At 43.0% G+C, this 25,469-nt stretch carries 23 protein-coding genes; 16 read left to right on the top strand and 7 right to left on the bottom strand.

Annotated features, from left to right (window positions below; all coding sequences use genetic code 11):
- Positions 1-41 precede the first annotated feature (41 nt).
- A complete protein-coding gene (locus HLI_RS07425; protein ID WP_128524380.1) occupies positions 42-470 on the top strand; it encodes a cell wall hydrolase in 429 nt (142 codons plus the stop codon).
- Positions 471-525: 55 nt separating this feature from the next.
- Here HLI_RS07425 and HLI_RS07420 read toward each other — a convergent pair whose 3' ends face one another.
- Entirely contained in the window at positions 526-1,620 is a 1,095-nt protein-coding gene (locus HLI_RS07420; RefSeq protein ID WP_128524378.1) for a hypothetical protein, read from the bottom strand.
- 263 nt (positions 1,621-1,883) lie between these two features.
- Here HLI_RS07420 and HLI_RS07415 point away from each other — a divergent pair, with 263 nt between their 5' ends.
- The gene (locus tag HLI_RS07415) at positions 1,884-2,297 is read left to right on the top strand and encodes a VOC family protein (RefSeq protein ID WP_128524376.1); all 414 of its coding nucleotides are present in this window, start codon (positions 1,884-1,886) and stop codon (positions 2,295-2,297) included.
- A 3-nt stretch (positions 2,298-2,300) separates the two neighbouring features.
- Positions 2,301-2,873 carry a 2'-5' RNA ligase family protein gene (locus HLI_RS07410; RefSeq protein ID WP_241655954.1) on the top strand — a complete coding sequence of 191 codons (573 nt, stop codon included), beginning with the start codon at positions 2,301-2,303 and terminating at the stop codon, positions 2,871-2,873.
- Between the two features lie 360 nt (positions 2,874-3,233).
- On the opposite strand, the gene HLI_RS07405 is transcribed toward HLI_RS07410, so the two are convergent.
- Complete coding sequence (locus tag HLI_RS07405) at positions 3,234-4,730, bottom strand: glycine betaine uptake BCCT transporter (RefSeq protein ID WP_128524374.1); 1,497 nt, start codon at positions 4,728-4,730, stop codon at positions 3,234-3,236.
- Between the two features lie 333 nt (positions 4,731-5,063).
- Between HLI_RS07405 and HLI_RS07400 the strand changes: the two genes are divergently transcribed.
- From HLI_RS07400 to HLI_RS07390, 4 genes are all read left to right on the top strand, one after another.
- Positions 5,064-5,531 carry a divergent PAP2 family protein gene (locus HLI_RS07400; RefSeq protein ID WP_128524373.1) on the top strand — a complete coding sequence of 156 codons (468 nt, stop codon included), beginning with the start codon at positions 5,064-5,066 and terminating at the stop codon, positions 5,529-5,531.
- A gap of 64 nt (positions 5,532-5,595) precedes the next feature.
- On the top strand, positions 5,596-5,763 hold the full coding sequence (locus tag HLI_RS21545; RefSeq protein ID WP_164908429.1) for a hypothetical protein: 168 nt from the start codon (positions 5,596-5,598) through the stop codon (positions 5,761-5,763).
- 366 nt (positions 5,764-6,129) lie between these two features.
- Positions 6,130-7,023, top strand: coding sequence for a glycine betaine ABC transporter substrate-binding protein (locus tag HLI_RS07395; protein ID WP_128524371.1), 894 nt, complete (start codon positions 6,130-6,132; stop codon positions 7,021-7,023).
- A gap of 239 nt (positions 7,024-7,262) precedes the next feature.
- Complete coding sequence (locus tag HLI_RS07390) at positions 7,263-8,711, top strand: protein adenylyltransferase SelO (protein ID WP_128524369.1); 1,449 nt, start codon at positions 7,263-7,265, stop codon at positions 8,709-8,711.
- Between the two features lie 285 nt (positions 8,712-8,996).
- Here the strand turns inward: HLI_RS07390 and HLI_RS07385 are convergent, their stop codons facing one another.
- Complete coding sequence (locus tag HLI_RS07385; RefSeq protein WP_128524367.1) at positions 8,997-9,740, bottom strand: ABC transporter permease; 744 nt, start codon at positions 9,738-9,740, stop codon at positions 8,997-8,999.
- A gap of 16 nt (positions 9,741-9,756) precedes the next feature.
- Positions 9,757-10,668 carry an ABC transporter ATP-binding protein gene (locus tag HLI_RS07380; RefSeq protein WP_128524365.1) on the bottom strand — a complete coding sequence of 304 codons (912 nt, stop codon included), beginning with the start codon at positions 10,666-10,668 and terminating at the stop codon, positions 9,757-9,759.
- A 205-nt stretch (positions 10,669-10,873) separates the two neighbouring features.
- On the opposite strand from HLI_RS07380, the gene HLI_RS07375 reads away from it, so the two are divergent.
- The 4 genes from HLI_RS07375 (at position 10,874) to HLI_RS07360 (ending at position 16,390) form a co-directional block, all read left to right on the top strand.
- The gene (locus HLI_RS07375; protein ID WP_128524363.1) at positions 10,874-12,787 is read left to right on the top strand and encodes a BglG family transcription antiterminator; all 1,914 of its coding nucleotides are present in this window, start codon (positions 10,874-10,876) and stop codon (positions 12,785-12,787) included.
- Positions 12,788-12,881: 94 nt separating this feature from the next.
- Positions 12,882-14,831: a fructose-specific PTS transporter subunit EIIC gene (locus HLI_RS07370; RefSeq protein ID WP_128524361.1), complete on the top strand. Its 1,950-nt coding sequence runs from the start codon at positions 12,882-12,884 to the stop codon at positions 14,829-14,831.
- A gap of 233 nt (positions 14,832-15,064) precedes the next feature.
- Positions 15,065-15,493 (top strand): MarR family winged helix-turn-helix transcriptional regulator, encoded by a 429-nt coding sequence (locus tag HLI_RS07365; protein WP_128524359.1) that lies wholly within the window; start codon positions 15,065-15,067, stop codon positions 15,491-15,493.
- A 39-nt stretch (positions 15,494-15,532) separates the two neighbouring features.
- Positions 15,533-16,390: a pirin family protein gene (locus HLI_RS07360; protein ID WP_128524357.1), complete on the top strand. Its 858-nt coding sequence runs from the start codon at positions 15,533-15,535 to the stop codon at positions 16,388-16,390.
- 367 nt (positions 16,391-16,757) lie between these two features.
- Here HLI_RS07360 and HLI_RS07355 read toward each other — a convergent pair whose 3' ends face one another.
- Complete coding sequence (locus tag HLI_RS07355; RefSeq protein ID WP_128524355.1) at positions 16,758-17,693, bottom strand: GGDEF domain-containing protein; 936 nt, start codon at positions 17,691-17,693, stop codon at positions 16,758-16,760.
- Between the two features lie 236 nt (positions 17,694-17,929).
- Here HLI_RS07355 and HLI_RS07350 point away from each other — a divergent pair, with 236 nt between their 5' ends.
- From HLI_RS07350 to HLI_RS07335, 4 genes are all read left to right on the top strand, one after another.
- Positions 17,930-19,150 carry a GNAT family N-acetyltransferase gene (locus HLI_RS07350; protein ID WP_164908509.1) on the top strand — a complete coding sequence of 407 codons (1,221 nt, stop codon included), beginning with the start codon at positions 17,930-17,932 and terminating at the stop codon, positions 19,148-19,150.
- Between the two features lie 282 nt (positions 19,151-19,432).
- Positions 19,433-19,867: a YndM family protein gene (locus tag HLI_RS07345; RefSeq protein WP_128524351.1), complete on the top strand. Its 435-nt coding sequence runs from the start codon at positions 19,433-19,435 to the stop codon at positions 19,865-19,867.
- Positions 19,868-20,114: 247 nt separating this feature from the next.
- Positions 20,115-20,312, top strand: a complete 198-nt coding sequence (locus tag HLI_RS07340) for a cold-shock protein (RefSeq protein ID WP_128524349.1) — start codon at positions 20,115-20,117, stop codon at positions 20,310-20,312.
- 484 nt (positions 20,313-20,796) lie between these two features.
- A complete protein-coding gene (locus HLI_RS07335) occupies positions 20,797-20,994 on the top strand; it encodes a cold-shock protein (RefSeq protein ID WP_128524347.1) in 198 nt (65 codons plus the stop codon).
- A 184-nt stretch (positions 20,995-21,178) separates the two neighbouring features.
- Here the strand turns inward: HLI_RS07335 and HLI_RS07330 are convergent, their stop codons facing one another.
- Together HLI_RS07330 and HLI_RS07325 are read right to left on the bottom strand one after the other, a co-directional pair.
- Positions 21,179-23,140: a hypothetical protein gene (locus tag HLI_RS07330; RefSeq protein ID WP_128524345.1), complete on the bottom strand. Its 1,962-nt coding sequence runs from the start codon at positions 23,138-23,140 to the stop codon at positions 21,179-21,181.
- Positions 23,141-23,170: 30 nt separating this feature from the next.
- The gene (locus HLI_RS07325) at positions 23,171-24,430 is read right to left on the bottom strand and encodes an ATP-grasp domain-containing protein (protein WP_128524344.1); all 1,260 of its coding nucleotides are present in this window, start codon (positions 24,428-24,430) and stop codon (positions 23,171-23,173) included.
- A gap of 372 nt (positions 24,431-24,802) precedes the next feature.
- Between HLI_RS07325 and HLI_RS07320 the strand changes: the two genes are divergently transcribed.
- Positions 24,803-25,246, top strand: a complete 444-nt coding sequence (locus HLI_RS07320; RefSeq protein ID WP_128524342.1) for a YkvA family protein — start codon at positions 24,803-24,805, stop codon at positions 25,244-25,246.
- Positions 25,247-25,469 lie beyond the last annotated feature (223 nt).

Raw genomic sequence — 25,469 nt, 5'->3', positions numbered from 1 at the left:
TATACATAAGGGAATAAGGCAAGAAAAAGGGGGGCGTTGGTTTGGCTGTTATCAAAGCTCCGAGCAAGCATATCGACATGTTAGCGAGGCTGCTCCGGGCAGAAGCGGTCGGGGAAGGGAAACAAGGAATGCTGCATGTCGGTTCCGTAACGGTGAACCGGGCAAGAGTGGATTGTTCTGATTTTGAAGGCTTACGTACTCTGCCACAGGTGATCAACCAACCGAAAGCATTTGAGGCACTTCAACATGGGATGTATTATCAAAGAGCGAGAGAAAGTGAAAAGCGGTTGGCACGAAGATCAGTCAAGGGAGAACGGAGCTGGCCTGCTGTTTACAGTTTGTGGTACTTCAAGCCAGGGGGCGATTGTCCGCCGACATGGTATGACCAAAGCCTTGTCGGACGTTATAAGTCCCATTGTTTTTATGAACCGATCCAAGGAGAATGTGAAGATATTTACAACACGTTTTAAATATCTGAATAAAAAGGCTGTGACCACCTTTTATAGGGAGTTCACAGCCTTTTTATTATTGATAGTTAATGATTGCAGGGGCTGGATCAAGTTTAAGCACTTCTTCCGGGCTCATGACAGGTTCATCTTTATTGTAGAAGATTTTAAAGCCTCCGTACTGGCTGGATTCGTTACGCACGAACTTTCGGTAAAGGGACATTTTAGTCGCAGAAGGTCCCCAGCCATCGTAATTGAGGGCGACTTCAATATTTCCAGTCGATTGTATGGCTTGTTTATTTGTGACAGCCTCATCCATGAATTGGTGGACAAGGACTATTTTATCTGGAAGGTTATGTTTTTCGACAAGCTTTGATAAGTATTCCACCGCCTTTTGGACTTCTGCACCATCGACTTGTCCAAGATCGACTCCAGGAGTTTCCCCTTCAGAGACATGAAACTCTGTATCGATGGCGAGGTGGACGTAAGGAAGCTTCAGCCACTTTTCAATCAACTTGACTTGGTTAAGGACAGAGTCGGTACCGAGTTGTACATCCAACATAAGCAGGGCGTTGTTTTCTTTGGCTAGTTTTGCGTACTTGTCGATATCATCTTCGGGTGTCATGTGATAGTATTTTCCTTCTGGTCCAGGGTTCCTTTGGGCGACCGTAGTAATTAATTCGATGGTCGGGATGGCAGGTCGGGATGGATCAGCATCGGAATAAGCTTGGGTCTGCTCTTTTAATTTTTCCATCAAAGCGTCAGGCCCCATTTCCCCGAGGATACCCATATTTTCAGAGTTCGGATGCCCATAGTAGGCTACTAGTCTATGATTCTTCAAAGGACCATCTGTTTGATCATCGGATCCTTTTACAAGCGTTTGGCCAGCAGGGACCATCCTCTCCCGGTCCTCGCCATGGGCTTCCGCGGTCGGCATGTTCTTCTGTTCTTCTTCAGACAATGTCTCCTTCAATTGTTCAGCATCTTCAGAGGGATCCAAAGCTTTATAAGGTTGCTCTTGTTTTTTTTCGGTGGTCTCTTTATTTTGAGCTGAATCTTCTTCCGTATTTGTTTTCTCTTCTTTTTCATCTTTGTTTGTTGATGAAGTTTCCGTGCAGCCTCCTATGAAGAGTGAGATAATCACTAGGAGCAGCAGAAGAAATGATTTTTTCATTGTAGGACACTTCCTTATTGAAATTTTTCTATATGCGTTATGTCGATTCCCCTTACCATTATCAGGGAAACAATTCTTCAAGGAAATGGGAAAAATTATCGAATGTAGAAGAAGGTTACTGGTTTTTATCGATGAAGTTACATAAAATGGGTATATTGAAACGAGGAAAAAACAGGGGCAAAAAAGGAATGACTTAGCCATTAGATTGTATTCCTTTTCATAACATCACAATGTATCAATAACAAATAAGGAGGAAGTAGAAAATGGAAAATAAATGGCCGGATAATATGCAAGTGGCCCAGGTGCGAATGGCACGCCCTACCGACCAAATAAAAAAAGTGGAGAATTTTTATTGTGAGGGTCTGGGTTTGCAAAAAATCGGTTCTTTTCAGGGACACGCTGGATACGAGGGTTTGATGGTGGGTCTTCCAGATTCGAACTATCATTTAGAATTTACCCAACACGAAGATGGGAGTCCTTGTCCTGCTCCCACAAAGGATAACCTGCTTGTGTTTTATCTACCTAACCGAAAAAACATCCAAGAAATCACACAAAGATTGAAAACTATGGGCTATGAAACAGTTCCTCCGGAAAACCCATACTGGGAAAAATCCGGGGTTACAATTGAGGATCCTGATGGTTGGAGAATTGTACTGATGGATACTTCAGGTATTTAGGCAGTGAAAGATATAAATGAAGCAGGAGATCTTTTGCAGTATTTTATAGGGGTCTTACCTCCTGAAGGTTACAAAAAGGAAGTCACCGAATTTCGTGAAAAGTGGATAAACAACTCCATAAATGATGTTGTTGAACCACATATAACAATCAAGGCTCAAGGTGGACTTACCACTGATGAGGGATGGGTAAATAAAGTGAAAGAAATCTGTGCCGAAACGGAGACTTTTCACGTCTCATTCGATGGGCTGATGTTTTTTGGAGATGAGGTCCATTATGTGAATGCGGCAGCTGAAGAGCTTCATCTTCTACATGAAAGTATAGTCAAGGCAATTTCACCTTCTAAGGAACTGATTGAGAAGTATTTTGAACTTGATGACTTTGTCCCACATATGACTTTAGGAAAAACTACATATGGTTTAACAAAACCGGAATTGAAGGATATGGCTGAGGAAGCGGAAAAAAACCTGGCTCCTTTCCCTTGTTTTGAGGTCGACTTCATAAGAATTTATTTGGAAGAGGAAACAAATAAATATAGGAGATATTTAGATGTTACTTTGGGTGCACTAAGCAACTGAAAAGATGATATGTCGAGTGTAAAATAATGTATTCAATAGACAATATGGTAACTATCATGAAAAAGAAGCAAGGGCAAAAGGATAACTGCCCCTGGAAAAGACGAGCAATAGGGTGGAATGGATCAAATAGAGCATAGGCAACATACGCAGACTCCTCCTGCGGGGACAGCACGAGCGGGAAGACCACGGAAGAAAGCGGTCTTTGCTTTCTGAGGAGGCTGAGGCCGTGCCCGCGGAAAGCGAAGGATGTTTCCGGTGCGGTGTATGCACTTATGGCTTCATAAAGAAAACCCGAACGAAATTCGTTCGGGTTTTCTAGCGGAAAAATCCTTTTGTCCCAGCGCCTTGATTTGGAATTTATTATTTTCCAGAAGCTTGATCAAGTTTCGCTTTGTCTTCCCGCAAAGCTTTGTACAAGGAATATACCATGAGGAGCATGATGAATGAAAATGGAAAGGCTGCTGAGATCAATGCGTTTTGCAACGCTTGCAGACCTCCGGTATAGAGGAGTACCGCTGCAGTTGCAGATTGGGCAAAGCCCCATGCGAACTTCACTGCTTTCGGTGGATTCAAGGATCCATTCGTTGTCTGCATACCGAGCACAAAGGTTGCGGAATCTGCCGATGTAATGAAGAAAGTGGCGATCAACAGCATCGCAATTATTGAAAGAAGCATGCCTAAAGGATACTGATCAAAGACCCCGAACAGCATTTGTTCTGGTGGTAAGCTCGCAAGCTCAGCTCCTTCATCTTGTTTGACGATGGCGGAACTCCCAAAGGCGGAAAACCACAGGAAGCTTACGGCTGAAGGAACCAGAAGTACCCCTGATAGAAATTCCCGGATGGTACGTCCTTTGGAAACTCGGGCGATAAAGATTCCTACAAAAGGAGACCAGGCGATCCACCAGGCCCAGAAAAACACGGTCCAGTTTTTTATCCATGTTTGTTGTTCTTCATTATTCGGTGCGACCCTCAAGCTTTCTTTGGGTAAGGTGTACAGGTAAGCTCCCAGAGAATCGATGAGCATATTCATGATGTAAAGGGTCGGGCCGATCACAAGCATAATAGTGAAAAGCGTAACAGCCAGTCCCATATTGGCGTTACTTAAGTATTTGATCCCTTTGCTCAAACCGGTATAGGCAGAAATCATGAACAGGACAGTGACGATGATAATAATGATCAACTGCACCCAAAATCCCTTATCTATGTTGGTGAGGTAAGTGATTCCGCCATTGATTTGGGCCGCCCCGAATCCTAGGGTTGTAGCAACACCGACGATGGTTGCGAAGACAGAGATGACATCTACCAAAGTGCCCCATGGGCCTTTCATTTTATTTCCGAAGATAGGTTCCAACGTTGCACTGATTAAACCTGGAGCACCTCGGCGGAATTTGAAGTAAGCGAGCACAAGTGCGACGATTGCGTATATTCCCCAGGCGTGGATGCCGTAATGGAAAAAAGTGATTCTCATTGCGTCGGCAAGCGCTTCTGGTGTTCCAGGTTCAGCGAGAGGAGGGTTGGAGATGTATTGCTGAATCGGAGCAGCTGCCCCATAAAAAACCAGCCCGATTCCCATTCCCGCGCTGAATAACATAGCAAACCAGGTAGAATAGCTGTAGTCAGGCTTGTCCTCCGGCTGGCCTAATTTCATTTTTCCATATGGACTGAAAATCATATAAATACAAAATACGACGAAAAGGGTAACTATCAATAAATAATACCAACCGAAATGGACGGAAATATAAGATTGGATGTTCATCGTGATTTTTTCTAGATTCTTGGGAGCGATGGACCCCCAACTTACTGAAAATAGTGTAATGGCGAGTGTGATCCAAAATACCGAAGTGACTTTCTTCATTATCTTCTCCTTTCATGTTTTAGGGGTGAGTAAAATTGACTACTGTAATAGCCAATACCCATCCAGGCTTTTTATAAACAAAAAGGGGAAAAATGACGAAACTTGTAGTTTGGATTAATGATCAATATTATCGGCTTAATTTCTTTTGACTCGGCAAGATTTATGTAGGCGTATCAGCTCGATTCACTTATAGTATGGCTCAATATTATGAAGGTGTAGGATAGTGTACCAGGTTTCTTTATGATGACTTTTCACCCGGAATATTGAATAAAACCACGCACAAAGGGTAATGAAAATACAGGAAGCATTATTGCAAAGTGGAGGGAGAACGAAATGCAGAAGATGAACAGAGGAATTTTGACAGCTATTTCTTCAATCGGAATCGCCCAGGCATTGAAGATTCTTACACATAAAAAATTGACGGGAGATTGGGATGTCAAGCAGGTGGCGAGCACAGGTGGTATGCCGAGTTCACATTCAGCGGGCGTGTCAGCACTGGCTACTTATTTAGCAGCGAATAAAGGATCACGTCATCCTGAAACAGCATTAGCCACCATTTTTGGTGTGATCGTCATGTATGATGCACAGGGCATCCGCCGTCATACTGGTGAAATCGCCCAGTTGGTCAATGATTTAGAGGATAACTTTGCGGCTATTTCTGGTGATTTTCCGAGTTTTGAATTCGTGGAGCGGGAAAAAGAACTGAAGGTGCTTTTAGGTCATCAACCGATCGAGGTTCTCGGCGGAGCGGTTTTAGGGATAGGTTTAGGCTTTCTTTCAGCCAAGCTTGAGAATAAGTGATTTTTTTCGGCTATCGGTATAAATAATAGCCAGAGAGAGAGCTTATGTCTAGGAGGTGCTGGATGTGACAAAGCCGAATGATACTGGTCTTAACGTGAATAATGATACAATTGCTAGCTCAGGAACGAATATTGACGAGGTGAAACGTCGAAATGCCCAGTCAGGGTTGTCGTACAATCAAGTGAAAGAACATTTGGCAAAAATCGTTCATAATGAAGAAAAACAAAACTGAAGGTATAAAGGCCTGTCCATTGCGTTATAACAATGGGCAGGCTTTTTTGTCTTTAGAATCATTTCAAATGTATCCTCGCTCACTGAGGTTCATCAAGGTGGTCGCCACTTTTGTTTTAGTTTTCTTCTTGAAGAGTGTTTTTTGAATCTTGTACTTCTCTTCCAATTAGATTTGACATCTAATCTCAGTACGTTAACATTAATATTGTTCGAAAAAAATTTAACGTTTTTAACAAATTTGTTTTAAGGGAGCGGATTTATGGTTGAATCGCACGATCAAAGGTTGATTTGATCTTTACATATGCGTCGAGTCCGGCGTATAAATCGGAGGATTCAGTTAAAAAATATTTTATAGTGGAGGTTTATTATGAATTTCAAAAAGAGTTTCGGTTTTCTATTAATAGGTTTTATTACACTTGCCATCTTAGCCGCTTGTGGCAGCAGTGATGGTGAAGAACAAGCTGATGGTACAGAAGAGGGTCAGGAAAAAGGAACAATTAAAATGGGGCAAATCAACTGGGCGGAAAATATCGCCGTTACAAATATGTGGAAAGTCATTCTTGAAGAAAAAGGGTACAATGTCGAATTGAACCGGGTAGACATGGGTATGACCATGAGTGCTTTGGCGAGTGGCGAGCTTGATACGAGTCTGGAGGTATGGCTGCCAGTCCAAGACGCTAACTATTATGAAAAATATAAAGATGAACTTAATTTCTCTGAAGAAGTCTGGTATGAGAATGCAAAAGTCGGCTTAGTCGTACCGGCGTATATGGAAGATATCAATAGTATTGAAGATTTGAAGGAAAACAAAGAATTATTCGAGGGACAAATTACTGGTTTCGATCCAGGTGCAGGGACAATGGAAGTTACTGAAGAAATGATCAAGGAGTATAACCTTGACTATGAATTGGTCGGAAGTTCTGAACCAGCGATGCTGACAGCTATCGGGGAAGCGATCAAGAAGGAAGAACCGATCGTAGCACCACTGTGGAGCCCTCACCGTATATTTTCTCAATATGACTTGAAATATCTTGAAGATTCAAAAGAAACCTTTGGCGGCACTGAAAAAATTCACCATGCGACGCGCCATGGTTTTGCGGAAGATTTTGAAGAAGTGGATAAATGGCTGAAGGAATGGAAGATGGACGATGACTCTATCGGACAACTGATGACCTATGTAAATGACGCCGAGGAACCGATTGACGGTGCTGAAAAATGGGTGGAAGAAAATCAAGATTTAATTGATGAATGGATTAAATAATGAATGGACAGATGGAGCTGACTAATAGGTCGGCTCCATTTTTGCGTACTTCTGACAGATCATTAGAGAGAAATTGGTTTGAATAGGACAAATGACGGCAATAATCCTGTTTTTTATGGAAAGAATAAGCACAAAACAAGCAAGATTTTTTGACGCTTGGGATAAATCATACAGGATGGCACAAGAATTGAGATATGATATGGTGAAATGAATAAGCCAGAATCCACAAAGGAGATAAAATGACACAAAATAAAGCAGGATGGAATTTTGATAATAGTTATAAACAGTTGCCTGAAGTTTTTTATGCTGAAACTGAACCGACGCCAGTAGACGACCCGGAGCTGGTAGTTTTCAACGAATCTTTAGCTGAGGAGCTCGGATTAGAAATTAAGGAAAAAGCCAATGTTTTTTCAGGAAACCATGTACCAGAAGGGGCGGCGCCGATCGCTCAGGCTTATGCGGGCCATCAGTTCGGACATTTCACCATGTTAGGGGATGGACGAGCTGTACTGCTTGGAGAACACATTCCTTCCTCTGGTGAACGGTATGATATTCAGTTGAAAGGATCAGGGCTTACTCCTTTTTCCCGTGGTGGTGATGGAAGGGCGACCCTTGGCCCGATGCTGCGTGAATACATCATCAGTGAAGCAATGCATGGGCTTGGAATTCCTACGAACCGCAGCCTTGCGGTGGTCAATACAGGAGAGTCTGTTTTACGCGAAACCGAACTCCCTGGGGCGATTTTGACGCGCGTTGCTCACAGTCATCTGCGAATCGGAACTTTTGAGTATGCGGCGAAGTGGGGGACGATAGAGGATAGACGTGATTTGGCTGATTACACCATTCAACGCCATTACCCTGAGATTGAGGAAGATGAGAACAAATATCTGTCTCTTTTTGAAAAAGTAATTGAACAGCAAGCCTCATTGATCGCCAAATGGCAGCTGGTCGGTTTTATTCATGGGGTGATGAACACGGACAACATGACCATAAGCGGTGAGACCATCGACTATGGTCCATGCGCTTTTATGGATGAATATGATCGGAAAACCGTTTTCAGTTCGATCGATACCCAAGGCCGCTACGCCTACTTGAATCAGCCGCCGATCGGTCAATGGAATCTTGCGCGCTTTGCAGAGGCATTGCTGCCGTTTTTCCATGAAAACCAAGAGCAGGCGGTGGAGCTTGCGCAAGAGGCTCATGCGAAATTTGATAAGTTGTATCACAGTCACTGGCTTGAAGGCATGAGGTCTAAACTTGGACTGTTGAACAAAGAAGCACAGGATGAACCGCTGATTGAAGACCTTCTTGAAATCATGGAGAAAAACAACGCCGATTATACGAATACCTTCCGCGCGTTGACGATGGACCAACCGGAAAAGACAGGGATGCAGCATGTAACTGCATTTGCGAATTGGTATGAGCAGTGGAAGAATAGGGTAGCCAGACAGGAAGAATCAGAGAAGGCACCTTATGAACGGATGAAGGTTTCGAATCCGGCCGTTATTCCTCGTAATCACCGCGTTGAAGAGGCCATTGACGCCGCGGTTGATAAAGGCGACTACGGGGTAGCGAAACGCTTAGTCCATGTACTTACTGACCCTTATGCGTATTCGTATGAACAAGAGGAGTATGCCAAGCTCCCTGAGCAGAGAGAGCGTCCTTATCGAACGTATTGCGGGACTTGATGATTGAATGAAGAAGCTGGATTCTCAGTCGGAATCCAGCTTCTTTCAAATTTTTTTAAACCTCAGTCCACGTTCTGGATAACTGTAATTGGTACTTTGAAAATGTACTAAAGTACCTGATTCTATCTCTTTCTATTATTTGCTGGAAAGCTTGCAACTATAGAAATGATCGGTCGAAAATCAAAAGCAAAAATGCACCATCCCATTACAAGGATAGTGCATTTATTCAATTTCCATAATATGGATTACCAAAGGAGTAAAAAGAGGAGTACAAGGAATAAAAAATCAACTTCTTGATTGGCGTAAAAACCTTGGATAGGCAAAGTAGGCGATCAGCCCTCCGATGCCTCCTGCTGCAAAGAGAAACAAGCTGTGGAGCCAAACGTCACCTATTACTCCATCTTCTAAAAGAATTTCTTTATATCCATCTAAAGCCCAGTATTGCGGAAGCGCTTTGCTCAGGTTTTGGACGAGGTCCGGCATGATTTCAATTGGCATCCAAAGCCCGCCTAACAGGGCCCCTCCTAAAGCGATGACTTGCGTAAGTGCGATTCCCATGTTTTCTGTTTTGACAAGGACGGCCATGGCCATCCCCCACCCCGTTACAATGAAAGCTAGCATGATTGATAACAGGATGAGTGCTAAGGGGTCACCCATCGGAAGATCATATACCACGATTCCAAAACCAAATAGAACCGTAATCTGAATCAACACGATGATCATGAACGGCAGCCATTTCCCCAGGAAGTAATTTTTAATTGGAACAGGGGTGCTGGCTATACGTGCGACCATTCCTCGTTCCCGGTCTTTCACAAAGGCGATGACCATCGAGATCATAATGAAGAAAGCGAACATGATCGTATATCCGGGTATGATTTGTGTGACGATTTCCTGTTGGCTGGTACTCTCATCCCCAGAAAAAACTGTAACAAAACCTACAATGAAAACGATCGGCAACACAAATGTCCAAAACCATAACCCTTTATCCTGTATATTCTTTTTCAATTCTGTCCGTGCAATCGCCCACATAAACGATTCCTCCTCTTTAAGCGTCGCGAAGCTGTGTTCCAGTCAGGTTAAAGAATATATCTTCAAGTCTAGGGTGGTAAAGTTCCAGCCTGCGCGGTTCTTTCCCATTTTCCCTGAGCATCACTATTACTTCTTCCAAAGTTATGAGCGGCTCCTGACTGTCGATGACATATCCGGTCCCTTTTTTCTCCAGGTTTCCAAAAGGGGAGAGCATTTCTTCCTGAATCTCATCTCCGGAAATAAACAAAGATGGCTTAGCGTAGCGTGCTAATAAATCATTCATTTCACCGAATTCCATCAACTGACCTTTATCGATCAGACCGATATGGTCGCACAATAATTCTACTTCTTCCATGTAGTGACTGGAATAGATGATGGTGCTTCCTGCTGCCTTCAGTTGTTTGATGATCGTAAAAATCGAATTTCTGGACTGAGGGTCGATACCGACTGTCGGTTCATCCATGATAATGACCCCAGGTTCGTGGAGCAATGCACAGCCGATATTCAATCGACGCTTCATTCCCCCTGAGAATGTGGAGACCTTATCCTTGCTGCGTTCAAGTAAACCGATCTGGTCCAGGACTTGCTCTATCCGCTTTTCCAAGTGCCTTCCTGAGAGACCATACAACTTGCCGAAAAAAATCAGATTGTCCCTTGCCGTTAATGTGTCCTCCAGGCAAATTTCTTGGGGGACATAGCCGAGCTGTTTTTTAATAGACATACGATCATTTGAAACAGATCGCTCGTTAACGAGAATATCACCATCGAACTCGAGGAGGATCCCGGCTAAAATCTTCATAAGCGTAGATTTTCCTGCCCCATTCGGGCCGACCAGACCAAAACAAGTCCCTTCTGCGATGCTTAAGCTGATATCCTCCAACGCTCGGGTCGAGCCATACCTTTTACTAACCTTGTTTACCTCGATCATCAGACAAACTCTCCCTTCTTTTCCTTCTGCCAGTTTATGTGCTTTTAATTCTTTTACGCGTAGGAAAATTTAAAGTTTCAGATTTTTAAAAATGTTTTTAATCGGTGTGAAAAATGAGGGCTCATCATTCTTCCATGGGAAATGATATACTGGGAGAAAGTGCGTCCTTGTGTATATTGAGAATTAATGGAGATGGTGTTCCTTGATGAATGATCGACAAACGGAATTATTACATAAGCTCCTCATTCATAAAGATGAGGTTTTTCGCGTACAATCGTTAGCTGATGAACTGGAATGTTCTGAAAAAACGTTGAGAAATGATTTGAAGTTGCTCGAACAATTTTTACAAACAGAATCGGCGGCTTACCTTGTCCGGAAGCCAGGTATTGGTATCAGCCTGGTTGCGCCGGAAGAAGAGAAGGCGAAGTTATTCAATCGGCTTTATCAAACAGAAAAGAAAACTGACCAGGACCGGAAACTAGAATTAGCCTACCGAATGCTCGTAGAAGAAAAAGCATTTTCCCTTAATGAGTTGGCAGCGGATTATTACACAACTATACCTATGATCAAAAATGATTTGGATGTGATCAGACAGTGGCTTGAAAGTTATCACCTTCAAATTATATCGAAACAACGATTGGGCAGTAAGATCACAGGAGAAGAGCTGAATAAGCGGAATGCGTTAGCCCATTTGTCGGAGCTTGTGGCTTCCCGGGCGGATTCCAATCAGAGTGTGATTCAATTATTTCCAGGCTATGAGGTGGATATCGTCAGACAATTGGTCAGACAGCTTGAACAGCTTTTTTCTTTCCATTTTGCCGAGGGGGAAAAGGAAAGCCTTGTGATTCATGCATTGGTAATGATTAAACGGACGAGACAGAATTCCTTGATTTCTATTAAAGATGATGAAAAAGCGTCTGTACATCAAACACAAGAATACGAAATGGCGGAGTGGTTCTTTCATAGACTGGGAGAAGTATTGCGGATAAAGTTTCCAATAGAGGAGCAGGTGTACTTTACCTGGCATCTGATCAGTTGTAAAAGTCCTGAATGGTCAGCCTCTTCCTCGGACCCATTTGTAAGTGAGGTCATAGACCAGCTGACATTTCAAATGCAGATTATGACAATGAAAAATTTCAGAGATGATCGGGTGCTGATGGATGGTCTTCAAATCCATTTAGCCTCCACGATTCATCGTGTGCGATACGGACTGACGATTCGTAATCCGATGCTCTCCCAAATTAAGAAGATGTACCCTTATATGTTCAGTATGGTCGTGATGGGGCTAGAAGAAGTGAAACGTAAGTACGAGCTTGCAATCCCGGAAGACGAAGCAGCTTACTTAGTGTTACATTTTCAGGCTGCTGTGGAAAGGTTGGAAAAACGGAGAAATCGGATGAAGCATGTATTGATTGTGTGTGAATTAGGCATCGGGATGTCTCATCTTCTTCAAGCTAAGCTGGAGCAAACATATAAAGGTTTAGACATAGTGGGTTGTGTGGCTGAACGGAATGTAGATTCCACTCTCAAGCAAAGTCACGTTGATTTCATTATCTCAACTAAGCCGTTGCAAGTAACGGATCCCCCTCATATCGTAATTTCCCCTTTGCTGGAAGCTGAGGATAAAAAGCAGTTGGATCGCTTTCTACAATCTATGGACGAAAGCGGAAATAAAGAATTTAACATGCGTTCACTCATTGATTACATCCATGAAGATTTCTGCATTCTGAAAGCTCCTTTTGTACATCGTTTCAAAGTGATAGAAGGCTTGGCAGACGTTTTATCTGAAAAAGGCAGAGTCAAGCCGACTTTCGGCCATCGCACCTTAATAAGGGAACGTTCTTCCGCTACGGCCATAGGGGGCGGTATTGCCATCCCTCACGCTCCTTCTGAAGAGGTTCATCAAACTACGATCGCAATCTCTACTTTAGATGAACCATTGGAATGGGGGGATGAAAAAGTGACGGTCGTGTTTATGTTAGCGATTGCTCCGAATGATCAGAAAAGAACACGCCCGCTCATGCAGGCCATATCAAAGATCAGCGAACACCCTGAGCTTGTGGAAAAAATCAGGCGGGCGGATAATTTTTCTGAAATGAAACAGGTGCTTTTGAAATAATTCATTTTTACCACAACTGCGGTAAAAATGAATTATTTTTTATGAGGAAAAATGACTTATACTTAAGATAAATCAATTATGAGGAGGGGACGGGATGAAGATATTAGCTGTGACCGCTTGCCCTGTCGGTATTGCCCATACCTATATGGCTGCTGAGAATTTGCAAAAAGCAGGAGACGAAATGGGAGTAGAGATGAAAGTGGAAACACAAGGCTCGATCGGCGTGGAAAATGAATTGACTGAAAAAGATATTGCCGAAGCCGACGGAATTATTATTGCAAGTGATAAAGACGTTTCAAAAGAGAGATTCGGTGGGAAGAAACTGTTAGTTGTCGGTGTGCAGGAAGGTATCCGTGAGCCGAAGAAATTGATCCAAAAAATCATCGACAAAGATGTATCCGTTTACAAAGGGGATATGCCTTCGGCTGAAACTGTAAAACAAAAGAAAAAGGAGAAGGAAAACCCGATTTACCGTCACTTGATGAATGGTGTTTCTTACATGATTCCATTTATCGTAGTAGGGGGCCTGCTGATTGCAATCTCATTAGCTCTTGGCGGAAACCAGACCGCAGAGGGGATTCAAATTCCTGATGATTCTTTCTGGAAACAGATTGAAAGCCTGGGAGCTGCCTCCTTCAGTTTTATGGTTCCGATCTTAGCAGGGTTCATCGCCTACAGTATTGCTGACCGGCCAGGATTAGCCCCTGGAATCATCGGCGGCTATATCGCAGCTGATGGAAGTTTTTACGGAAGTGAAGCTGGAGCAGGATTCATCGGCGGTATTATCGCTGGCTTCTTAGCAGGATATGTGGTCCTTGCCATTAAAAAGATTAAAGTACCGAAAGCCATTCAACCCGTGATGCCGATCATTTTCATTCCGATAATAGGTTCATTGATTGTCGGACTTGCTTTTATATTTGTCATTGGTGCGCCTGTGGCAGGAATTTTCGAAGGATTGACAGCATGGTTGGAAGGCATGCAAGGGACGAGTGCCGTCTTACTTGCCCTTATTCTAGGTGGAATGATTGCTATTGATATGGGAGGACCTTTCAATAAGGTAGCATTCTTATTCGGTGCAGCTATGATCGCTGAAGGCAACTATGAAATCATGGGCGCTATTGCCGTAGCGATTTGTATTCCTCCAATAGGGATGGGGCTTGCAACATTCATTAACAAAAAGAAATATCACCAAGCGGAGCGGGAAACAGGAAAAGCATCGTTCACAATGGGCTTGTTCGGGATAACGGAAGGTGCTATTCCATTTGCTGCCCAAGATCCACTGCGGGTGATACCGAGTATTGTAGTCGGTTCGATGACTGGTGCAGTAGTCGCTATGTTAAGTAGTGTTGGAGACAGGGTTGCCCATGGTGGACCGATCGTTGCTGTTTTAGGAGCGGTAGATAATGTTTTCATGTTCTTTGTTGCAGCTGCGATTGGTGTGGTCGTTACTGCTTTCATGGTTAACCTTCTGAAAAAAGATGTAGCAGCTGTTGAGAGCATACCGGGAGATAACGGGCTCGAGGAAACAAAAGAACCAGAAGAAGAGGAAAAAAAGGCAGAAGCACCTCAAACACAACCCAAAGAAATTTCAAAATTGACGGATATTACCACGCCCGAACTAATCAATATTGATTTGGCAGGGGCGACACGTGATGACGTCATAGATGAATTGATTCAAACTCTGGACCACAATGAAATCTTAGTTTCACAAACTGATTTCAAAGAAGCGATCATCAACCGGGAAAATCAAAGCACGACAGGACTCGGGATGAACATCGCAATACCGCACGGTAAATCATCTGCTGTGAAAAATCCAGCCGTCGTTTTTGGCATGAAGCGGGACGGGGTAGATTGGAACAGTATGGATGGCACAGATGCGAAACTTATTTTCATGATTGCCGTTCCGGAAAACCGGCAGGGAGATGACCATTTGAAAATCTTACAAATGTTGTCCCGGCAACTTATGGATGAACAGTTCAGAGAAGAGCTATTGAATGTACAGACGAAAGAAGAAGCCTATGAACTATTACAAAAAGTGAAATGAGAGATTGACTAGTGATACCTGCATTCCCCTACTACCTGAAGGGAAAGCAGGTATTTTCATTTGAGTGAATAAAATGGATAAATACCCCACCTCAGGTCATCCAATTTCTGGATGACCTGAGGAAAAGCAGTTTCAACCATCTATATTTTGACAATCGGTCTTCTGGTTCTTATAATGGAACTAACAAATAGTAGGTGTAGCAACTATTTCTTCATACCGAAAGAAGGTATCTAATGAATTTGAGCTTTCAAGATTATATCAGTATTAAACTTCACAAGACCGATTTGAAGTTGACGGGTTACATCAAGTCCAAGTTAGAACCTTATAACCTTGCACCAGAGCAGAACCTCATTATGATGCTGCTTTGGGAGAAAGACGGGATGACCCAAAATCAGCTCGCAGAAAAATTAGCCAAAGATAAAACAAACATTGCACGCATGGCTTCCAACCTCGAGAAGAAAGGCTTTATCAAACGATGTTTTTGCCCGAATGACCGCCGGGCATTGGAACTTTATTTGACCGAGAGCGGCAGGGAGTTGAAAGAAAAAGTCGTGCCTGTCGCAGAAAGTTTCAATGATGTAGTGACAGAAGGAATTTCTGAGGAAGAGTTACAAGAATTGTCCCGGCTTCTTACAAAAATGGAGCAGAATATTGGTGGATGAGTGGTTGCAGCAGCTAATCTCTCTGAAAGGATGATAGAAATGACGGAAAGATATCTTAGAGAGGTGAAAGATCATTGGTATGTGAAATACAACGAGATGGGTTTCCCTGCAATTCAGAAGGGCTGGGTATTGCCAGCGGATCGCTGGAAAGAATTCGATCCATTCATCTTGATGGCGGAGGACTGGTTTAAAAAAGGAACGTTCCCGGACCACCCTCACCGTGGTTTTCAGACAGTCACTTACGTGGTCGATGGGCGCTTGGAACACATTGATAATGGTGGCGGGCGCGATATTCTCGAGCCAGGTGATGTCCAGTACATGAACGCCGGATGGGCTGCCCGTCATGCTGAAGATGGGGTAGAGAACGACGTTGCTCATACGTTGCAATTGTGGTTGAATCTTCCTGAAGATAAGAAAAAATCCGAAACGATTTATCAGAATGTATATGGGGAAGATGCTCCTGTTGTACCTTTCGAAGGTGGATCTGTGAAAGTTTTCTCTGGAAAAGTGGCTGGCGCAGAAGGGCCGCTGGATTCAATCGTTCCCATTACATTAAGCGAAGTCACTTTATCTGAAGGGGCCGAGTGCACACTTGATTTGCCCGAAAATCATAACGCCTTTTTATATGTATTGGCAGGAGATGTAGATGCCGGGGCGAATAAAGTCAATCTGAAAAAGCATGGCGTTGGGACTCTGACTTTTAATGAAGAAGGAAAAGGGAAGAGCGAACTTCAGCTTAAGTCCCACAAACGGCGCACGAAAGTGTTGGTGTATTCTGGTGCGCCGATCAGAGAAGAGATCGTGCCACATGGTCCGTTTGTAATGAATTCGATGGAAGAGATCAAGCAGGCATATGATGATTTTCGCAGCGGGAAGTTTGGCCCGCCGGCGTTATAAATAGACCAATGAGAAAGACTCCTTAAAATTCGAAGTTACTGAAGAACTGCAACTTTTTGAGTTATTCATCAAATAAAGAAGCCGGGTTGGCCGATTTTATCGATAAACCTGGCTTCTTTTTAATGTACAAGTAAATCACTATTTTCATATAGACCACTGTTGTTTCCACGATGAGCGTGCCCGCGTCAAGCACCCACCAACAAGCGATTCGTGAGAAGCAACACCTAACGTTAACAACTCCACTAGATTGAAAAGGTTTTTTCAGTGGTCTGTAAAATTCGGGAGTCTTTTTTTAGTTGATTGGGTCATTTTTTCTTTCGGTTGATCGGCTTATTTCGCTCGTCTTCATCGTATCATTTCCCTCTTATCATTGGTGATGATGACGCTTTGTTTTGTTTTCATACATTCGTTTATCGGCCATGTTCAGGTATTCATCGACATTCACTCTTTCCGCGGGAAGTTGGATTACCCCAAAGGAGATGGAGGTTTCTGGGTGGAAACGCTTGATGGCATGATCCAAATCAAGAGCCACTTTTTCAGCCATCGCCTCTGTGCAATCAGTTATCGCAAGCACGAATTCGTCTCCGCCAAAACGGAAAGCACCGTCGAAGCTAGGGCGGATGTTCCAGAGCAGTTCAGAAAAATTCTTCAGCAGACGATCGCCTTCCCGGTGACCAAGTTGATCATTGATGTCTTTGAAATTATTGAAATCAATAAGGAGGAGTGTAATCGGCCGATTCTTTTGGTGAGCCAACTTCTTTTCTATGTATGGATAAAAGTACCTCCGGTTATATAACGTTGTCAAAGGGTCTGTGATGCTTTGATTTTTGAGCATTTTGTTTTGTTCTGCTATGTAGCCCTGGAAAAAGGCATTTTGTCTTTTGTTTGTAATATCGAAAAAGCGCTCGACCAGGAGGGAGTGGTCAAGGTTCGTCTCCACCTTGCTCAGAGCCTCCAGTACCCTTCGAATGCTGCACATCCGGGTACTATGCGTTAGATGTAACATCAATTCGATGGTGAAATAATTACTTTTCGCAAATGCAATTCCTACTTCAATTGCTTCTTTATCATATAAGTTAATGAACGCCTGATAATCATCTTCAGACATGAAAAGGGCATGGCATGACTGGTTTAAGGTTAAGGATAAGTTATTTGCGTAATCAGGGAAATGTTCAATATAGGAATTAAATTCCTTTATGCCTTTCATTTCTTCAAGGTGGTCATCAATCACCACGGGGATCGTTGCGCGAAGATTCGATGAAAATGCATTTTTCAAGTCCCGCCAAGAATCGGCTTGTTTCATAAAATCACCTCCTATGATTGATTCTTTTATAGTCCTATAATCCTCCCTCTTCGGGCAGGACTATATGTAAAATAATAGTTAAATGTATTATGTAATTCTAGACTTGACATTAGCCGATAAGTGGGCATGACGCCTTTTTATATTTTCACCTTTTCATAAGTCGACATGGTAGGATGAATAGAAAGAGGTACAGCCAAGTAAATAAACGTGACACTTTATTAAAGGAGGGGCTGGATATGTATTTTAAAGAAATTGAAAACTTCACGGCGTTTACGGAGTTGTCCCAACGCTGCTATCCAGGAATGGCTTTGGATACGAAGGAAGAAAAAGATCGCTATATGAAGCATCGCGAAAAAATGGCCCAAGAACATACGATTCGTCACATCGGGTTATATGACGAAGAGAATTTAATTGGTGCGTTTATCGAGTATGACCATCAGATGAACGTACATGGTGCATCTGTCCAAGCAGCTGGTATAGGTACCGTGGCAGTCGACTTACCTTATAAAAAACAGGGCCATGCAAAGCGGATTGTGAAGCAGTTTTTACAGGATGCGAGAAAAAATGGATGTGTGATTGCACATCTATACCCTTTTCAACCAACCTTTTACAAAAAGATGGGATTCGGATTAGGCTCCAGTTTAGCAACGTATCAGTTCCGGCCAGTGCAGCTTCCAATCTTTGAGGGGGCACTTCCGGTGGAGACTTTGAATAGTGCAGATATAATAGAGGTCCGGAATTGTTATCAAAAGTGGGCTGGAAGGACTCATGGAGCGACAGATATCGAGGAATACGGATTTTCCTTTTTGGAAAGAGAAAATTTGCATACATTTGGGGTGAGGAAGGAGGGCGATCTTGAAGGTTATGTAACATGTGAATTCAAGGGAGGAAAACACTTTCTGGAAAACGATTTATATATAAAGAACTTTTTTTATACTTCACGAGAAGCGTATCAAGCTTTGATCCAATTTCTACATAATCAAAAGGACCAAGTACGTACCATCCACTTTCCGACGTTTGATAAGGATTTCTCATATTTACTGAATGACCCAGTTCATACAGATGAGAATTTGATTTTTGGGATCTATCATAAGACGAGTGTACAAGGAAAGGGACTCATGTATCGGGTTTTAGATATGGACGGGTTTATCGAAAAGACCAACCCTAATCGTTTTGGGGAGGAGACTGTACGGGTGGGTTGGAAAGTGGCGGACACTTTATTAGAAGAAACTTATGACAGAGTGTGGCAGTTTACAAAAGGAGAGGCTTCTTTGACAGACGATCCTGCTGAAGTTACGGTGACGATTGACATTGGAAACTTCTCATCTCTAATGATGGGTTGTGTCACATTGGAAAGTTTGTTGAACAGCGGGTCGGCAAGTGTTGAGGGGGAGGAGGAAAAGGTGCTGAACCTTTTTCAAGGCCTTCAAACGCCGCAGTGTTGGACGTTTTTTTAATCACTTACATTAAAAAAATAATCACAAAGCTTGACTGAAGTATTTTCGGTCAAGCTTTTTTGCAGTTTAAGAAATAAATAATGGACAGCTGAAATTGATCTGACCAAACTCTGGAGAGACTATTTGAGGTCAAAGTGTTTTTGCTCTTATTTTTTAGATTTGGGTTGAGGATTTGTTTTTGAAGAAAAGAAACATTTTCCAGATTTCCATTATTGATGAAACTCTGTTGTATAGAGTGATGGTTATCGTAAAAGATAAGCGTTGGAAGGAGGTGTGATTATTATGGAGCACATCAAACTGTTGGCCATCAAATTTTTTGTGACATTGGCCTTCCTTTATATTGTCTTAGGTGCCGGGTATGATATGGCGTTCGGAAACGTCTTTTTGATTACAATGGTTGTCAGTCTCCTCTCATATGTGGTGGGGGATATGATCATCTTGCCGAGAACGAACAATACGATTGCAACAATTTCAGATTTTGTTCTGGCTTTTGTCATCATTTACTTCATGAGTGATGCATTGACTGTTGGAGGGGACTTGTTTACGGCGTCCTTAATTTCTTCAGTAGGTTTAGCGGTTTTCGAGTATATGTTCCACAAATATGTAAGAAGCGAGTTAGAGGAAGACACAGGTGCAAATGAAGTGGATACAAATGTAGCGCAGCTGCGCACGGAGGCTTCGGAAGAATTAACGCCGTATCCTGAAGACGACGAATAATAAGTGTAAGTTGACTATTCGAATGTTAATTTCGCGCTTATTTACTGCTTACTTTTTCAATAGGACTGCAAAAAATACTGAATGATGTTGACAGATGATGATCAGGCAGATATAATGGGAGTTAATTATTCTTGTTCGTTTACGAATGAAAGCTAAAGTAACTTGAAAGTCACTTTCGTCTGAATGAATTCGCAGAGCAATAATAGTAATACAATGTGGATGACACATCCACGCAGGAGGTAACAACATGTTACAAGGTACAGTTAAATGGTTCAACGCAGAAAAAGGTTTCGGTTTTATTGAAGTAGAAGGTCAAGACGATGTATTCGTTCATTTCTCTGCTATTCAAGGCGAAGGCTTCAAGACTCTAGAAGAAAACGAAACAGTTTCTTTTGAAATTGTTGAAGGCGACCGTGGCCCACAAGCTGCTAACGTCCAAAGATAAGTAAGAGATAAGAGGCTTCCGATTAATCGGAAGCCTCTTTTTTGCAATCTGAAAAAATATAAAATTACATCCATTGAATATATTGGGCTGCTTTGGCTCACTCCAAGTAGGAGCGTTCTTTTAATTTTTGTATAGCTAACTTCATCTGTTCCTTTCTAGGTAAGTAAGCACTGCCAAGTTTAAAACTGGAGGAAAAAACCATGTTGCTTGGTCGCTCTTGTTCCCGATCAGTTAGATCATACGTTTTTCTTTTGATCAGATTCCACTTCCTGCAGCACTCAAGAAAGAAAAGAAACGTATTCATAAAAAAAATTCGGGGACCGCTTGACGGATTGGGCAGATCGGGTTATAATTAAAATTAATTATTCTTGTTCGTTTACGAGTGAAAGCTAAAGTAACTAGAAAGTCACTTTCGTCTTGAATGAATATGCAGAGCAAAAATAGTAATACATTGTGGAATAGTTCCACGCAGGAGGCAACACATATGGTACAAGGTACAGTTAAATGGTTCAACGCAGAAAAAGGTTTCGGTTTTATTGAAGTAGAAGGTCAAGACGATGTATTCGTTCATTTCTCTGCTATTCAAGGTGAAGGTTTCAAAACTCTAGAAGAGAACGAAACTGTTTCTTTCGAAATCGAAGAAGGCAGCCGTGGCCCACAAGCCGCTAACGTTCAAAAATAAGTAACATAAAAAAGACTTCCGGTATTCCGGAAGTCTTTTTTTGTTGTCTTAGGAAATCGTAAAATCTGCTTGTGCTTACAGAGCTCAGACACTTACACAAGACAATCAACGATGTGAAGAAAATTCCACTTATGTTGTTTGTCTTGTGCTTATCGTATCTCCCCGGACGCTTCCTCTTTTAATTTCACACCCAAGTGTAATCTTTCCCCCAGCTTTCCTGCGCTAGCTGGCGGATGTTCTCTACGATCGAGTGTTCCACTGCATAAGCCTCTCCCTGTTCGTAAGGATTGTAGTGGAAGGCGTAGAGGCGAGAGACGAATTCGTGGAAGGGGAGGGAACTTTCGCCTTCTGCTTCGCCATATCCGCCTACGCTTGGTTCGATGTTCTGTCCCCAGTTTTGCGAGCCGTCATTGTTCGGATTGTAAAAATAAATCCGTTCTACGCCGTTTGGATCCTTGCCGATTTTTGTAATGGATACGGCGTGCAGGCCTAGGAGTTTGCCGTGGACGTTCGTAATGAAAATCCCGACAGGGTTAGGGTAAATCAATTCATAGTCATCGTTATATTCAGGGTGGTGCGTCGCGTAGAACAGCTTGACGAAGCCGGAATAATCGAGCACATACCCTGTAATAGGATCGAATACAGAACTGAAGCCTTTTTGAACCCAGTTCCCATAGAAAGCTGGATTGACCCAGCGGTGACCGTCATCGCCACGCAAAGCGACTCGGGTCATCATTTCACTATAAATCCGGTCGAGGTGTGGCACTAAGACTAAAGAAACAGGGTCGAGCTCTTTATCCAGGTCTGGTGCAAGGCCGCCCTTCAGGTCTTTCGAATGAATGGGTGTCCCCTCGAATGTGAAATCGAGATCGCCGTCACGGGCAGCCCGCGGTATGATTTCAAGCAAAAATCCAGGAGCGTGCTGAGCCCATAAGCTAATGCCCCGTGCAGCTTGGCAGGTCGGATTGAACCCTTGACCGACGCCCAATGGCTGGCCAAGAATTTGGATGGCTCCAGCGACAAGGATGCTGTTGGCTGTCACACCTTCTCCTTGAGCAGTTGTAGAATACAAAGCGTTGCGTACGTCTGGGCGAATGTCGAGTTCAACCAATCTCCGTAATCCCGGTGCAACGGGGGAGTGTGATAAGATACCACGTTCAAGCATCATTGCTAATCCGTATATCGCCTGGCGAGTGGCCGGAAAAATAGAGGCGCGAATCAGTTGAATGACAAGTTCCCGGTTTTCTTCCAGGTTGGCACTGCCTTTGCTGTTTAAATTGAGTGTATATGCTAGCAGACCGGGATTCTTTTTACTTAAAAAACGAATCAGTGTAGCATGGTGTGGTGCGACAAGCCCGGTTTCACGCATGGATTGTGCTAAAGCGACGCTCTCTGAAATCAAATCGGTCCTTGTGAGCAGCTTCAACTGTGAACGATAGGCATGCACGTCGTTGAACTGAGCGCTCAATGTTGACGGCCCTTCAATCGCAGCGATGAACTGTTTCAGCTCCGCTTTGTCTTTTTCTTCAGATTCCTGTTCTACCATTTTCTTCGCCATTTTGATCATCGAAACGATCCGTTTGATCATGATCGGGCGCTGGGAGGTCAGGCGTTTGATTTCATCAATCAGCGTCTGGACAAGTGCGGTGGACGACAAATGATTAGAGAGGAATTGGAATAGCTTCTCCGCTTTTTCATCATTCTCATGGTTCTCTATTCGGGCACTTTCACTTGCATCTGGAAACAATAGGTTCAGGTTCAGGACCATTACTTCATTTAAGAACTCTTCTGCCATTTTCGCTGAAACGTTTGAATTAGCTGTTTTTCCTTCAGCAATAGCAAGCATGCGCAACTCACTTAACACTTCGATAATCATCGGCAGGCCTTTAGCTTTCAATGAACCAGCGACGAGGGGAGGTTGCAATTTTTCTGCTGCTTCCCAGGGCCCGTCTTGAAATACACCTGATTCTTCAAAGCGGTAAGCATGTTGATATAGCTTTTCAAGCCCATCCTCTGCTTCTATCAGGCGGTTTGCCTCCTGATAGACGTCTGTTTGGTATTTCATTTTTGCAAAAGAATGAGCATTTGCTAACCCGTCTAAGGCATGAGTGAATCGCTCCGCAAGGACATCAGTCGTTTGAGGCATCGGACCTCTCCTTTCTCTATCAGTGACCGCTTATACGTAGAAATTATACTGTTCGTAGGCTTTGAGCAGCTCTGTCATTTCTTCACTATCTCTGCCATAGAAAAAGATTGTTCCATAATGATTTCCGAAACCGACACGTTCTGCCACTTTTCCTTGTGGAGGTGTGAACATGTCATGCTTCTCGAAGTATGGATGCTCTTCAAGCTCATCCGGAATCTTCAAGTCTTCCACATAATCAACATTCGGGTGCACCATCAGACATCCGGCGTACTTTTCGTAGGAGTAAGGGTCCGGAAAAAATTCACGAATTTCCTCTTCGGTCGTATTCGGATCACTGCACAAAATTTGCGCTTCATAAGCACTGAATCCATAGGCGCGCTCGATTAAATCGAAAATATGACCGCCCGGTACACGTGCTGCGACTTCGCCAAAGTGAAGTGTGCCATCTTGCGTAATGAAATATTCCGGATGGATGACTCCATACTCGATTTCAAAAGCGTCGACGAGCTGCTGGACCGCACGTTCGATCAGAGGTCTTTTTTCCTCCAGTGCAGGTGAAGCCGGTACGAAGTTGGAGTACCCCAATTTGACATATTCGGTGATGTTGAGAAAACGGACTTTGCCTTTGTGAATGAAAGCTTCCACTGAAAATTCCTGTCCATCCAAGTGGCTCTCCATCAGTAATGGAAAATCAGTGTCTACAATGCGGTCGATATCATCTTTATTATAAATAGCCAAATGACCGACAGATCCTGCTTTATCGAGCGGCTTCACATGGATCGGGTCGAGGTGGTCACCTTCGAGCTTCAACAGCGCTTCATTGACACGTTTCAAGAATCGTTCAACATCCTCTTTGTCTCGTGCTTCTTCAAACACACCGACTTTAATGCCTGAAATCTGTGCTTTACGCTTCATCATCCCTTTATCACGAAGTAACAGGGAACGGTTGAATACACGAGGATCTTCACGGAAACGTGCGTTTAAAGCACCTGCCCATTCCACACATTCTTCATATAATGGGACTGCGACTTCTACGCCCATTTCCTTTAACTGCATGTACAAATGATCAGAGCTTTCGTTGATTTTGTTAAAATCCCAACCGACAAACGGGATATCATGTTTCTCCGCATACATTTGGAAATCTGACGGACCTACAACGACAAAGGGACGATTCATCCTTGCTGCTGCCTCAATCGCTTGCACACTCCAACCTATCAGTGCCGTATAATACGGTTTCGTTTTCTCAGTTTCCTCCACAGTCGCATTCAATTCAAGTTGATCCAGTTCCATTTCGATCCCTCTCCTTTTTAAGTGAAAACAAAAATATATGAAACTTTGACATTGTTACTCTAAAAGTACCAGAAGCAGCCAAGAACTGTAAGTGTTTTTGGCTGTGTCGACAAAACTAGTGTTCGTTCTACAATGAACTCACCAAGAAAGAAGCTGATAACTTCATACTGGTTGTAAAAATGATAGTTTGGAAGGTTGACTTGGGCTATTGAACTGTATGGTGTCGTCATCTGTTTTGCGAGATGTTAATTATAAAGCTAAAATGGAAGGCACGATTTTGCTGTCCTTCTTAATAAATGGAAAAAGCCGATATATAAAGGAGTTTAAACATTGTCGTTTTTGTTAAAAGTATCGTAAGAGGATGGTGCTTGTATGACAAAAGAAAAAACATATCAAGAAAAGCTTGATAACCTGAACCCGAAAAAAGCGATTGCGCGTGGACGCAAATATTTTTCAGAGAAGGAGTTTGGGGAAAAGCTGCGTAAATATAGTGGTCAAATCGGAACGAAAATCGTCTATTACAGTCTTTTGCTTTACTATGCTTTTAAAAGTCCTGAAACTCCGAAGAAGGCGAAGCTTACCATTGCAGGTGCACTTGGCTACCTCATCTTGCCACTCGATGTGATTCCGGATTTCATTCCAGCTGTCGGTTTTGCTGATGATAGTGCGGTAATAATTTATGCTGTCTATCAGGTTCTGTCGCATATCGATGAGGAAGTGAAAGGGAACGCAAAAACTAGAATGGAAAAGATTTTTGGTGACTCTGTCGATTTGGAAAATTTGCAAGATCCGTTAGAGGAAAAAGATAAGAAATAAGTAGTTGGTAGAATGCCCACCACGATTCACTTAAAAAATTCGACGTGAATTTCACGAAAACATGAAAAACTTCGATTGACAGCCTCTTCCGTGCAGAAGAGGCTGTCTTTTTTATTTATCTAGCAAACTATAAAATACCAGCCTGTGAGTCATGTGCTGCGTAAGTAACAGCCTGCACTCTTTTATTCGGTGGGGTAATTGCGGTATAATAGGCGTGTTTTGA

The organism is Halobacillus litoralis (assembly GCF_004101865.1).
GTDB lineage: Bacteria > Bacillota > Bacilli > Bacillales > Halobacillaceae > Halobacillus > Halobacillus litoralis_A.
This window is presented reverse-complemented; position numbering and strand designations above follow the sequence as displayed.